Consider the following 13,306-nt stretch of genomic DNA (forward strand, 5'->3'; position numbering starts at 1 on the left):
TATAAAATACAATCAGAATTAAGAATTCAGAAGTCTGAATTTGAAAGTAGTTATTAACAATTATTGAATTACTTTTGTTGTAAGTAAATCGCCTTATCGCTGTTACGTTTTGGCGTAATGGAGGAAAGTCCGAACACCGTAGTGCAGTCATAGTGGTTAACGACCACCAGCCGTGAGGTTAGGAAAAGTGCAACAGAAAGCAAGTACAGGTTAAGCTGTAGTGAAATCAGGTAAACTCTATGAGGTGCAATGTCATGTATACCAACGTTTGAGTGCGGCACGCGCGATTGTTGGAGGGTAGGCAGCTAGAGTGTATTGGTAACAATGCATCCAGATAAATGATAAGGATTTTCTTTTTTTAATTGTTCTAATTTTTTAGAATTCTTTTCAAAAAAGAAAAGTACAGAATTCGGCTTATAGATTTGCTTAAGCATAAAAAACCCTCTTATTTCAAGAGGGTTTTTAACTAATAATAACTGGTTGGTTAGTGTTATTATTATTTTGGAGGTGCAATACCTAATTGATTATATAATGTTAAGTTGTCATAATAAGCTTCTTCACTAAGAAACTGCCCATCATTGTTTAGTGTCCAAACACTAAATCCATGGGATTTCATTTTTTTACCAGTGGGAGCATTACCCATAAATTCACCTTTATGAGTGCCGGTTACCGTCCAATTGATGAAGATTTTATTTCCACTTACGGCGGAATCATCAACTTGCACCGTAAAATCAGGAAAAGCAGTCACAAAAGTTTTCATGAAGCCTTCATATTCATTAATGTTGTTAACTTCAACAGTACCATTTGATGAGCGTTTTAAATTCTCAACCGATAAAGATTTAAGATTACTAATGTCATGAGCATTCCAACCTTCTACGACTTTGTTTATTTTGTCAGTATGCTCACTGCTAGCACCTTGAAGTGCTAAAACAATTTCTGAAGGATCCCACATGCCAACCTCTCTAACAATTTTGCCATTTAAAAAACGATAAGTGAGGTGAATAGGTATTATGACTTCCTTATTGTTAACTTTTAAGGTCCCTTTCCAATCTAACCAACAATTAACCCATACCTCTCCATCATCTGTTTTGACCATTCCATACTCTTGGTCCTTGTCCATGAATCCTCTTTGGGAGTAATTAGCATCATTGGCTTCATGATAGGCGATGACATCTTTTGGGGATAAACCATCACCTTTGGAATTGTAGAATGTTTTTGAAGTATCAGCATATAATGTTATGTCATATGTCTTATTGTTATAATTCTTGATAAGCTCTTTTACTATATCAATTTCTGGTGACTGCTGCGTGTAACGGTTATTATTTTGACAAGATGAAAATAATAGTATACACAAGGATGTTATTAATAAATTTTTCATAGAAATTAGTTTTTAGGTTGATAACTTAAATCTGGTCTTAAGCGCCCTTCAACTTTATCATATCGCGTTGTTAATTGAATAACCTTGAAAAAAGTAGCTTGATCTTCATCTGTAAAGGCTTCATCGTTTAACTTCCCGTTTTGTGCAATCTCTAAACCGTCTTTTGCAGAAATAGACACCATATAATAGCTTTCTGGACTTCCAAAGCCACTATGATATACACTATAACCATTAGCGATGTTACGCTTTTTGAACATATCATGAATTTCAGTCATCCCTTCCTTCATGGCTTCAGCATTTTTAGGAGCATAATATAAAAAATGATATTCACGATGGTTTTTTCCTGCCATAGATCCTTCAGAATCTGGATGGTAAGACATTTTTGGTAAATAATGAACAACGGTGTTGCCATGAGAATCATAGCATTCATCCATTTTACTAAACATGGCATCGGCAGCTTCTTCTCCCATTTTTTCATAAAGCCCAGCCATGATGTTTTTATCTAAATCGGCCATATTTTCTATAGCAGACACATAAACATAACGACCATCTTCAATGCTTAGAGCTGTCCAACTAACATCTGGGATATTGTGCTTTTCAAACGCACTTTTTAGTTCCTTGGCAGCTTCTTCATACTGCATCATTTTGTCAAACTTAACGTTGTCGGTGTGAACAGTAAACATGGTCGGTTGATTGTCTTGAGCAGATAGATTAAATACTACAAACAATACAATTAGTTGGGCAAAAACCCCTCTTTTAAAATTTTTCATAATAATTGGTTTTGGTTAGTAAAAAATGTTGATTAATAGTCATAAACTACCATAACCAAAACAAGTATGTTCTGTGGAAAAGGGGAAAAATTAAAAAGTGCTATAATTTTTCTTTTTCAAAGGAGAAATCTAAAGTACTGAAAAAAAACGAATTAGAGAAAATATGTTTCTAAAATTAATTATTTTCGAAGAAACTGAACATATTGCCGCCATAGCTTTTTGAATAGCTAAAGTTTGCTAATTGGCTTAAATCGGTATGTTTTGAATGTTCTACAATTAACAAGCCATTCAGGTCTAATAATTCATTCTTAAAGACCAGTTCGGGTATTTTTGAGAAGTCCTCCATATAAAAATCATATGGTGGATCAGCAAAAATGATATCATAATTACTAGTTGAAGACTCTAGGAATTTAAAAACGTCACTTTTTATAGTACTTATAGGCATTTTAAAGGCTTCAGCAGTTTCATTTATAAACTTAATACAACCATAGTTCTCATCAACACAAATAATATTTTGAGTGCCTCTTGAAGCAAATTCATAACTGATATTTCCAGTTCCAGCAAAAAGGTCTAACACCGAAAGTTCATCAAAGTAAAAGCTATTGTTTAAAATGTTGAACAAGGCTTCCTTAGCCATATCGGTCGTGGGACGAACGGGTAACTTTTTTGGCGCATTGATGCGTCTGCCTTTAAATGTTCCTGAAATAATTCGCATTAAAAACTATGAATAATGGGGAAGTTAGAGTGATTGGTTAAAGTAGGAGTTTTGAATTTGTAATCATCAAAACGGGTTCCGAAACTCACATGTCTAACATACTTGTAAATAATATTATAAATGTCATCATTCATGGTAATATTGCCTAAAAGAATAATATCAATCGTTTCTGGACTTAAGTCTAATTGTTCCAATGTAAATAGCACATAATAAATAAAATCCTCTTTAGAATTATATTCAAATGTATTATATAATACTAATTTTCCTTTAGACACAATAACAACATTAAAATGCGATTGTTCAACATGAATATACATTTTACTGTTGTGGGCATATTGTTCGGCTTCTAATATTTTTTCAAGAAGTATGGTGGAAATATGTTTATAAGAAAAAGTGCCAAATTTTTCATAGATAAAGTTATTAATGTTTACATAAGGCACATAAACATTGACACTGTTGTTTACTTGAATTTCATCAAAAGCGATAAAATCAGACTTTAATATTTTGGAATTAAATTTTAAATAATCAGCTAGTTGAGCTTCATCAAATAATTCTTTAGGGACAATAGTAGATAGATCATTATCATGAACCACTTGAATATTTTCAAATGGTTGATTTAATTGCTCTTCAGACTCAAACTCTTTGACCAATAAATCCAATATTTTGAAAGGGGTTGTTTTTTTGGTCGTTGGAACTCGTTTTAAAAAAGTAATGGTATTTGTGGGTTTGTTTAAAACACAAAAAGAAAGTCCATTCAAACTGATTTGAATGGACAACTCTAATTTATCGTTATTTTCTAATGTATTATTCGCTATCGCCATAAGTTTTTGGCCAGTTACCAGAGGTGCTAACTTCATTCATCGATCCAACACGCAGCGCATCACCATTTACGGCATCAACAGAAATCACTTCATTTTCCTGCAAAATAAGATCTCTATCTTGGTCAAATAAAACATCTGCTTTTTTGACAAAAGCTTCAAAAACTGGAATTTTAACTTCATCTTCTTCCAAAAAGCCTGCTTTCATTGTAAACTTCGTACCTTCCTTGGCAGTTGGTACATTCATCATAGTTTTATATCTGGTTGACGTTTTAAATAACGAATCTTTAACAGATTCAAATCGTAATGTATCTATGATAATACTATCCTTAAGCGTTTCAACACCACCATAGCGTTTCGTCAATTCTTTGTCAACTACCGTTGTATCTCTACGTTGCGTAATGGTATATTGAGCAGTGTCAATAAACCTCACTAAATTATCAAAGTTGGAAGCAAACGTTCCAGTTACTTCTCTATGAGCCAATTGTGAATCTCTAATATCGATTAAATTCTCAATAACTTTAGCGTAACGAGCATTTTTTACTTTGTTAAATTGGATAGGCTTGTAAATAGACATGAACGTTTGGTAGCCTAAAAAGAAAATGAGTACCCAAAGTAAAATTGTTAAAATAGGCTTGAATTTTGATGGGATAAATTTATCCACTAACCATACCAAACCAATTGTAAGAAGTATAACAGCTACAACTATAAGGATTATTTTGAACATAGTGTTTAATTAATTTAATTAAGGATATACGCAAATCTACAATTTTTTTTTAATCGTAAAAGCCAATGCGACTAAAAATCATTCTTATCTTTGATGAAATTAAAAAATTGAATCTGCTTTAATGAATTCCAAAGAATTTTATTCACTTGTCAAACAGCAATTTCCATTCAATCCCACATTAAAGCAAGACATCGTTTTACAGCAATTATCAGAATTTATTTTTAATAAAAACAACCGGGAACTGTATCTTTTAAAAGGTTATGCAGGAACTGGAAAAACGACTATCATTGGTACAATAGTGACCAACTTATGGAAAGCCAAAAAAAGCGCTGTATTAATGGCGCCCACAGGAAGAGCGGCAAAAGTAATTTCAAATTATTCAGGTAAGGAAGCGTTTACCATTCACAAAAAAATTTATTTCCCAAAGAAAGAGAAAAGTGGTGGTGTGAAGTTTGTCCTGCAACCCAATAAGCATAAAAACACATTGTTTATAGTTGATGAATCTTCCATGATTCCTGATACACCTGGGGAGTCGAAATTATTTGAAAACGGCTCATTGTTGGATGATTTAATGCAGTATGTATATTCAGGTCATAATTGCAAGTTATTACTGATTGGTGATACTGCCCAATTACCGCCTGTCAAATTGGATTTGAGTCCAGCTTTGGATGATAATACGTTGTCAATGCATTATAACAAAGATGTTACCAAAATGGAATTGGATGAAGTAGTCAGGCAAGAACAGGATTCAGGTATATTGTTAAACGCTACTAATATCCGAGAGGTTTTATCAGGAAGCGTATTTGATAATTTCCAGTTTCAATTGGATGGTTACAAGGATATAGTCAGGTTGATTGATGGTCATGAAATCATGGATGCCATTAATGGTGCTTACAGCGATTTGGGTAATGAGGAAACCGCTATAATTGTTAGAAGTAACAAGCGTGCCAATTTATACAACCAGCAGATAAGAAGTCGCATTTTGTTTAATGAAAACGAGTTGTCTACTGGAGATTATCTTATGGTTGTCAAGAACAATTATTTTTGGATAAAACCAACAACCGAAGCTGGGTTTATTGCCAATGGTGATATTATTGAGGTTTTGGAAATATTCAATATTCTGGAATTATATGGTTTTCGATTTGCAGAAGTTAAAGTCAGAATGGTCGATTACCCAAAAATGCGCCCTTTCGAAACCGTTTTATTATTGGATACTATTTCTGCCGAAACACCATCGCTTTCTTATGATGAATCCAATAGGCTGTATCAGGAAGTTATGAAAGACTATGAGCATGAAAGTAGCAATTACAAAAAGTTTCTTGGAGTAAAGAACAATAAGTATTTTAATGCCTTGCAGGTTAAATTCTCGTACGCGATTACCTGTCATAAATCCCAAGGAGGGCAGTGGCATACGGTCTTTGTTGAGCAACCTTATTTACCAGATGGTATAAATAGAGACTACTTACGTTGGTTGTATACAGCTGTTACTAGAGCTAAAGAAAAGTTGTATCTCATAGGGTTTAAAGACGACTATTTTAGTTTACAATAAATAAAATTTCATAGAAAGTTTAAACTCAACATTCAGTAGTTTAGGTTTTATTATTATATTTTTGATTTTTATATAAAAGCACAAGTTAGTTATGAGTAAACAGTTTTTTATTTTCATTTTTGCAGTAATTCCTTTTTGTATTTTTTCTCAAATCAATGGTGTAACAGAATTTGGTGACCAAGTAGTTCTATATGATGATGGAACTTGGGTTTATATCAATCAAGATGTGACATTAGATGAAGAAATTAAAACAAATCCTAATGAGTTTACCAAAAGTGACACGGCAAAATTTTTGCTAAAAAGTAATATTGTAAACATAGGAGTATGGTTAAACGCTAAAGAATGGAAATTTAATAAGGTAATGAATAATGAAGATGGCGAATACGAACTAGTACTTAAAAACGAAGATCTTTACGGAACTATAATTACAGAAAAAATTGAAATACCACTAAAAAGCCTTAGGGAAATAGCGTTGTCAAATGCTAGAGATGTTGCTCCAGATACAAATATAGAAAATCAAGAATACCGAAAAGTTAATGGCATAGAAGTACTTATGCTAGAAATGAGTGGAACTATATCAGGAATAAATTTTGGTTATAAAGGTTATTATTATTCAAACGAAAATGGAACAGTTCAAATGATATTGTATTCAGCAAAAAATCTCATGGAAAGTTATGATGCAAAAATTGAAACCTTATTAAATGGCTTGGTTGAATTAGAAAAATAATAAATTTTATGAAAATTATTTCAATGATTCCAGCACGTTATAGTGCCTCACGATTCCCAGCAAAATTAATGCAAGATTTAGCAGGTAAAACGGTTATTTTAAGAACTTACGAAGCTACTGTAAATACAGGCTTATTTGAAGATGTTTTTGTAGTTACCGACAGTGATATAATTTTCAACGAAATTGTAAATAATGGAGGCAAGGCCATTATGAGCCTTAAAGAGCATGAATGTGGTAGTGATCGAATAGCTGAAGCTGTTGAATTCATGGATGATGTGGATATTGTGGTAAATGTTCAAGGTGACGAGCCTTTTACTGAAGTAGCTTCATTACAAAAACTAATTGAGGTTTTTAGAAACGACCCAAATAAAGACATAGATTTAGCGTCATTAATGGTTCATATTTCGGATTGGGATGAAATTAGCAATCCTAATACTGTAAAGGTCATTACTGATAGAAACAATTTTGCACTGTATTTTTCAAGAAGTCCAATTCCATTTCCAAGGGATAAATCTGTTGCCATAAAATATTTTAAACATAAAGGGGTTTACGCTTTTAGAAGGGAGGCCTTACTGGACTTTTACAGGTTGCCGATGTTAGAGTTGGAGGCTTCGGAAAAGATAGAATGTATTCGGTATTTGGAATACAGTAAAAAGATTAAAATGGTAGAAACCCATGTTCAAGGTGTTGAAATTGATACTCCTGAAGATTTGGAACGTGCCAAAAAGTTATGGAAATAGACTATAGTCATATTAAGGTCATTGGGTTTGATGCTGATGACACGCTATGGGTCAATGAAACCTATTTTAGGGATGCTGAAGTGGCATTCGGAAAGTTGCTATCTAAATATGAAACCCTTAATAAAATAGATCAGGAGCTATTCAAAATGGAAATAAAAAATTTACCATTATATGGCTATGGAGTTAAAGGCTTTGTTTTATCCATGATTGAAATGGCTTTGGAATTGTCAAACAATAAAGTATCAAACCAAGTTATTAATGATATTTTGGCAATAGGGAAGGACATGATTAATAAGCCTGTAGAATTGTTGGAAGGTGTTGAAGAGGTTTTGAAAAAATTATCTCAAAATTACCGATTGATTCTGGCTACTAAAGGTGATTTATTGGATCAAGAACGCAAATTGGAAAAATCGGGTTTGTTGGACTATTTTCATCACATTGAAGTTTTAAGTGATAAAAAGGAAGAAAACTATTCTAAATTATTGAATCATTTGGATATTAAGCCATCAGAATTTTTAATGGTTGGCAATTCCCTAAAGTCAGATGTTTTGCCATTAATTAATATTAAAGCCCATGCTATACATGTGCCTTTTCATACCACTTGGTTGCATGAGGAAGTGCATGAAGATGAAACAAATGGTGTGGAATATAAAACCGTGGGTAGTTTATTAGATATATTACCACTATTAAATTAAAAAAATAATATTTTTGTTACAGAACCAATTACATGAGTTATAAAAATTATCCAATGGTGTCCAGAGTCGTATTTGGACGCGGCAGTTTTAATCAATTAGACGAAATTATTTCACCTAAAAGGTTAAATGTAAATGCACCTTTTATTTTTTTGGTGGATGACGTTTTTAAAGGTAACTCATGGTTGACATCAAGGATTCCATTGGCTTACGGAGATAAAGTACTCTATATTTCCGCCAATGAAGAACCAAAAACGTCTCAAGTTGATGCGCTCGTGGAAGAAATTATTCTAACTACCAAAGAGCGCCCTTCAGGTATTATTGGTATTGGAGGTGGAACGATTATGGATTTGGCAAAGGCCGTGTCTATCATGCTCACCAATGATGGTGAATCCAAAGATTATCAGGGATGGGATTTGGTTAAAAACCCAGCTATTTATCATGTGGGTATTCCGACTATTTCTGGTACTGGTGCTGAAGTTTCTAGAACGACCGTTTTAACGGGGCCTGATAAAAAATTGGGAATAAATTCTGATCACACACCGTTTGATCAGGTAATTTTAGATCCTGAACTGACTAAAGATGTTCCAAAAGCACAATGGTTTTATACAGGTATGGACTGCTATATTCATTGTATAGAATCACTAAATGGTACGTTTTTAAATGCTTTTAGTCAAAGTTATGGCGAGAAAGCCTTTCAACTTTGTAAAGAATTGTTTTTAGACAATAATTTAACTGCTGAAGAAGCACAAGATAAACTTATGATGGCTTCTTGGCACGGTGGTATGAGTATTGCTTATTCTCAAGTGGGAGTAGCCCATGCTATGAGCTACGGGTTAAGCTATGTTTTAGGTACCAAGCATGGCATTGGAAATTGTATTGTATTTGATCATTTAGAAGAGTTTTATCCGGAAGGGGTAAAACTTTTTAAGCAAATGAAATCGAAACATAACATTGAATTACCGCAGAATTTATGTGCTGACTTATCTGATGAAGAGTTTGATACCATGATACAGGTCGCACTAAATTTGGAACCTCTTTGGGAAAATGCCATAGGTAAGAACTGGAAAAAAGTCATTACTCCAGAAAAGTTAAAAGAGCTTTATCAAAATATGTAATATGCGCTGGCTGGCCAAATTCATCTATTTTAAAATTCTGGGTTGGAAAGTAGTAGGGAATGTCAATTTGTCAAAAGAAACAGTAAAAAAAGCTGTTTTAATTGCTGTTCCCCATACTAGTTGGCATGACTTTTACATCGGCTTATTACTGCGTCAGGTTATTGGTGTAAAATCTAATTTTATTGGCAAAAAAGAATTGTTTGTAGGGCCTTTTGGTTGGTATTTGAAAGCTATTGGTGGTGCACCAATCGATAGAAGTTCCAATCACAACAAAGTAGAGGCCATTGCCAAGCTTTTTGATGAGCATGATGAGTTTAGACTGGCTTTGGCACCTGAAGGTACGCGTAAAAAAGTAGACAAATGGCGAACAGGGTTTTACTATATCGCCAAAGCAGCCAAAGTGCCTATTATTATGTTTACTCTGGATTTTGAGAATAAACAAAACAGAATATCAGAACCATTTTATCCGACTAATGATATGGAAGCTGATTTTGATTTTATGAAGCAATTTTTTAAGGATGTAAAAGGGAAAATTCCAGAATACTCCTAATATATTGGCATAGATTTTGAATTATATGATACAAATGATGAATGAAACATACAGTAAACATTAGTCCCTAAAAAGAAACATTTATCATGAATAAAAAAGCTACTTATTTTAAGTAGCTTTTTGTTTTTATTCAGAAACTTTGAATTCTTTCATTTCCTGCAGAGGTTCTAATATATTATAATCTGACCAAACAGTTGGATCATATTCTTTGAGTATTAGATAATCAATTTTTTTAGATTCTACTGCAGCATTGTAATTGGCTGATGTAATGTCATTAACTTCGAGCATGAGTATTTCGGAACGTTCTTTAAAGGTACCTTCAATTTTAAAATTAAAAGCCACTTTATTCCCACTGTCGGCATTGTCAATGAATTTAATAGGTCTATTCACATAAAAATAACGATCGACTTGCTCGCTGATATAATATGGGTAATAGAAATCGTTGTTTCCTTTTTTATAGGCTACTGAACCAACCCGATTTCGTTCAACATATTTAATACCCAAGAGTAATCTTAAATTGAATTTGTCGCCTATTCGGTCTTCATAGAATTTATAATCAGCCCTGACAACGGCAAAGGTTTCATTAGAAATATACATAGTACCTGTGTATTTAGCAGAACTGCGCTTGGGTTTGAAATGGACGATATAAACAATTTCATCATTCAGTAATGTGAGATCGTCTAAATCATATTTGTATTTACGGGTTTCGGTTACAAAATCCAAAGCAGGTTCTTCAGATGCAAAACTGTTATTTTTCAAAATCCCGAACGTAGCGTTCCTGACATTTTTTACGGTGTTGATACTATCACCCATTTTATCTTCTCGATTATCTAAAGAGACCGAATCTGAAATCTTAAACAAACCAGATTTAACGGTATATACTTTATTTCTATCTAAATGCTTTAAAACTATGTCGTTGCCTTTTTCAGCAATTTTTTCTAATGATTGATCATTTTTCTCATCTAAAAGCCTGACTGCTTTTTCGATATTAAGTTTTGCTTTTTCATCATTTAAGACATAAAGTGTCGACACTACATCGGAATACTGTTTGGATTTATTGTTGATTAGAGATGTTTCCAAAGCGTCAAAGTCCTTATTGAAATCTTCCAGCTGCTTTTTTTTAAAGTTGGATGATTTTTCAATTTCAAAATCTGCTGTTTTTCCAAGGATGTATTCAGTGCGTCTACCAAAAAACTTAAACGCCTGGGAGTCTATTTTATAATTTTTTTTAAGGTTGGCATTCACGTAATACATGATGGAATCAATACCCAGCTCGCGATCCGTAATGTAAACCTCCGAAAGTTCATTGACCATTTCAGTCATGATATAGTCTTTGGAAGAAAATTCCTGTAATTGCATACCCAATTTTTCGTAACCAAGACAAGAAATAGTTACCGAGTCTGTTGGTTTGAATCCTGAAGTAGCAATTGAAAAATTACCTTCGTCATTAGAAATCACGCCGTAATCATCCCCAATTTGAATAGTGGCAAATGGAATGGGTTCATCTTTTTCGTTTGTTATTTTACCATTAATACTTTGTGCAAATAAAGAAACAGAAAAAAATAAATAACAATAAGTAAAAAGAGTAGAGGTAATGCGCTTATGGAACATATAAGTTTTTATTAATAAACGATTTGTTTTCGGTTTTGTTACGTCTAAAAATAAAAAATCCTAAACATCTCGTTTAGGATTTTAATATTTATTTATCATTAAATTTTAATCAGCTTGTTCTTCCATGGTATGATACACATTCTGTACATCATCATCCTCTTCTAATTTTTCAAGGAGCTTCTCAACGTCTGAGGCTTCTTCAGCAGTAAGAGGCTTAGTAACTTGTGGGATGCGTTCAAATCCAGAGGATAAAATTTCAATACCACGATTTTCCAATTCTGCTTGAATGGCTCCAAAACTTTCAAAAGGTGCATAAATCAAAATACCATCATCATCAACAAACACTTCCTCGGCACCATAGTCAATGAATTCCAATTCAATTTCTTCAGGATCAAGACCTTCGCCATTGATTCTAAAATTACAAGTATGGTCAAACATAAAGACAACAGAGCCAGAAGTACCCAAACTACCATCACACTTATTAAAATAGCTTCTCACATTCGCTACAGTTCTCGTATTATTGTCTGTAGCTGTTTCAACTAAAACAGCAATACCGTGAGGCGCATAGCCTTCAAAAAGCACTTCCTTATAATCGCCTTGATTTTTATCGCTCGCACGTTTTATAGCACGCTCAATATTATCTTTAGGCATGTTTACGGCTTTTGCATTTTGAATTACGGCACGTAATCTGGAATTGCTATCAGGGTCTGGGCCACCTTCTTTTACAGCCATAACAATATCCTTACCAATTCTAGTGAAAGCCTTGCTCATGGCAGACCAACGTTTCATTTTTCGTGCTTTTCGGAATTCAAAAGCTCTACCCATATTCAGTTATTTTTTAATAATTTATACGTGACAAATTTAACAAAAACCTAATCTTTAGGAATATGTCTTGCTAAAAAATTTTCATTGGTGGTATTTAGATTGTTTATGGCAATTTGTCTGTTTTTATTAAGTTCTTGGTTAGTGTTGTTGTAAGTTTTTACGCCTTTGTTGAGTTCCTTTACTTTTTTGTTGTAAGTGTCTACTTGCTCTTTTGTTCTTTTACGCTCTGGAGTTTTTTCCAGAGTTGTTTTAATGGTTTCAAAATCTCCATTTAAAATTAGAAAATCCACCAATTTTGGGACTTGGTTATCAGCTTCGTCAATAAAAAATTCAAAAGCAGATTTTGTTGACTCCACAATAGAATTATCATTTTTGTATGTCTCAACCGTTTTTAAAATTTCCAAACCTTCTTTAGCACTTTGGCTTAATGCATTGGCATTTTGCTGTATGGCGCTTACATCTTGATTGTTCAAGGCGTCCATGAGATAAACCTCATTAATATAAACTTTAAAATAAATGAGGTACATTTTGTTGTAATGTTGAAACACCTCATTTGAAATTTCCATTTTCTTTCCTAAATCACTCTCACTTTCAATAATATTAATATTGTTTTTAGCAGCAAATGCATAAAAGTTTGTTTCGTATTCCAGTTGGGATTCTTTCATTTTCTCATCAGCCAATTCTTGAGCCAAAATGTAAGCCTCCATCAAGTCATATGATTGTTCAGCAACTTCTTTCATATCAACGATTTCAGCATAGTCATTTTTCAATAAACTCTCATTTAGGCGCATGTGTTTCAACACTTTGTTTTTATAATCATCACCATCGTATCCGTCCGCTTTTTCAATTTTTGCAATGGCTTCTTCAGTAGTTTTAATCAAAGACTTTCTTTTGTTGTTGATATTCCTATCACTTTTACTATGTGCTAATGCCTTGGTGTAATTCCACATTCTCTTCTGAATTTCTTCTTGTTCGGCAGCTACAAAATCAAGATATTCCGAAGCATTTGAAAAACTTTGCGAAAAGGATTTGCTGGTGCAAACAAATATGCAAATGGCGAATAATAGTTTAATTTTTTTTGTCATG

General features: G+C 33.2%; 14 protein-coding genes and 1 other RNA gene. 7 read left to right on the top strand and 8 right to left on the bottom strand.

Translation table 11 applies throughout. The annotated features are described in order from the left end of the window. The first annotated feature begins 80 nt into the window (after positions 1 to 80). An RNA gene (rnpB, locus tag C1T31_RS12425) (RNase P RNA component class A) lies at positions 81 to 433 on the top strand. Positions 434 to 496: 63 nt separating this feature from the next. On the opposite strand, the gene C1T31_RS12430 is transcribed toward rnpB, so the two are convergent. The 5 genes from C1T31_RS12430 to C1T31_RS12450 all read right to left on the bottom strand — a co-directional run bounded on the left by C1T31_RS12430 (position 497) and on the right by C1T31_RS12450 (position 4,408). After that, positions 497 to 1,378 (bottom strand): ester cyclase, encoded by an 882-nt coding sequence (locus C1T31_RS12430; RefSeq protein WP_103052834.1) that lies wholly within the window; start codon positions 1,376 to 1,378, stop codon positions 497 to 499. A gap of 5 nt (positions 1,379 to 1,383) precedes the next feature. Then, a complete protein-coding gene (locus C1T31_RS12435; protein ID WP_103052835.1) occupies positions 1,384 to 2,148 on the bottom strand; it encodes a hypothetical protein in 765 nt (254 codons plus the stop codon). Positions 2,149 to 2,323: 175 nt separating this feature from the next. Beyond that, positions 2,324 to 2,863: an RsmD family RNA methyltransferase gene (locus tag C1T31_RS12440; protein ID WP_103052836.1), complete on the bottom strand. Its 540-nt coding sequence runs from the start codon at positions 2,861 to 2,863 to the stop codon at positions 2,324 to 2,326. Continuing rightward, positions 2,863 to 3,684: a DUF3822 family protein gene (locus tag C1T31_RS12445; RefSeq protein ID WP_103052837.1), complete on the bottom strand. Its 822-nt coding sequence runs from the start codon at positions 3,682 to 3,684 to the stop codon at positions 2,863 to 2,865. The genes C1T31_RS12440 and C1T31_RS12445 overlap by 1 nt, the downstream gene beginning before the upstream one ends. Then, the gene (locus C1T31_RS12450; protein ID WP_103052838.1) at positions 3,668 to 4,408 is read right to left on the bottom strand and encodes a hypothetical protein; all 741 of its coding nucleotides are present in this window, start codon (positions 4,406 to 4,408) and stop codon (positions 3,668 to 3,670) included. Before C1T31_RS12450 ends, C1T31_RS12445 begins: the two co-directional genes overlap by 17 nt. Positions 4,409 to 4,529: 121 nt before the next feature. Here C1T31_RS12450 and C1T31_RS12455 point away from each other — a divergent pair, with 121 nt between their 5' ends. The 6 genes from C1T31_RS12455 (at position 4,530) to C1T31_RS12480 (ending at position 9,784) form a co-directional block, all read left to right on the top strand. Next, positions 4,530 to 5,957, top strand: coding sequence for an ATP-dependent DNA helicase (locus C1T31_RS12455; protein ID WP_103052839.1), 1,428 nt, complete (start codon positions 4,530 to 4,532; stop codon positions 5,955 to 5,957). Positions 5,958 to 6,048: 91 nt separating this feature from the next. Further along, the gene (locus C1T31_RS12460; protein WP_103052840.1) at positions 6,049 to 6,684 is read left to right on the top strand and encodes a hypothetical protein; all 636 of its coding nucleotides are present in this window, start codon (positions 6,049 to 6,051) and stop codon (positions 6,682 to 6,684) included. Positions 6,685 to 6,692: 8 nt separating this feature from the next. After that, a complete protein-coding gene (gene kdsB / locus C1T31_RS12465) occupies positions 6,693 to 7,424 on the top strand; it encodes a 3-deoxy-manno-octulosonate cytidylyltransferase (protein WP_103052841.1) in 732 nt (243 codons plus the stop codon). After that, complete coding sequence (locus tag C1T31_RS12470; protein ID WP_103052842.1) at positions 7,415 to 8,119, top strand: HAD family hydrolase; 705 nt, start codon at positions 7,415 to 7,417, stop codon at positions 8,117 to 8,119. Before kdsB ends, C1T31_RS12470 begins: the two co-directional genes overlap by 10 nt. Positions 8,120 to 8,151: 32 nt before the next feature. After that, positions 8,152 to 9,234 (top strand): iron-containing alcohol dehydrogenase family protein, encoded by a 1,083-nt coding sequence (locus tag C1T31_RS12475; RefSeq protein ID WP_243398946.1) that lies wholly within the window; start codon positions 8,152 to 8,154, stop codon positions 9,232 to 9,234. A gap of 1 nt (position 9,235) precedes the next feature. Then, complete coding sequence (locus tag C1T31_RS12480) at positions 9,236 to 9,784, top strand: 1-acyl-sn-glycerol-3-phosphate acyltransferase (RefSeq protein ID WP_103052843.1); 549 nt, start codon at positions 9,236 to 9,238, stop codon at positions 9,782 to 9,784. A gap of 126 nt (positions 9,785 to 9,910) precedes the next feature. On the opposite strand, the gene C1T31_RS12485 is transcribed toward C1T31_RS12480, so the two are convergent. The 3 genes from C1T31_RS12485 to C1T31_RS12495 all read right to left on the bottom strand — a co-directional run bounded on the left by C1T31_RS12485 (position 9,911) and on the right by C1T31_RS12495 (position 13,305). Continuing rightward, positions 9,911 to 11,395 (bottom strand): carboxypeptidase-like regulatory domain-containing protein, encoded by a 1,485-nt coding sequence (locus C1T31_RS12485; RefSeq protein WP_103052844.1) that lies wholly within the window; start codon positions 11,393 to 11,395, stop codon positions 9,911 to 9,913. A gap of 105 nt (positions 11,396 to 11,500) precedes the next feature. After that, positions 11,501 to 12,220, bottom strand: a complete 720-nt coding sequence (locus C1T31_RS12490; RefSeq protein ID WP_103052845.1) for a YebC/PmpR family DNA-binding transcriptional regulator — start codon at positions 12,218 to 12,220, stop codon at positions 11,501 to 11,503. Between the two features lie 47 nt (positions 12,221 to 12,267). Further along, entirely contained in the window at positions 12,268 to 13,305 is a 1,038-nt protein-coding gene (locus tag C1T31_RS12495; RefSeq protein ID WP_123912679.1) for a hypothetical protein, read from the bottom strand. Between the last annotated feature and the right edge of the window lies 1 nt (position 13,306).

It is taken from the genome of Hanstruepera neustonica (genome assembly GCF_002895005.1).
Taxonomy (GTDB): Bacteria; Bacteroidota; Bacteroidia; order Flavobacteriales; family Flavobacteriaceae; genus Hanstruepera; species Hanstruepera neustonica.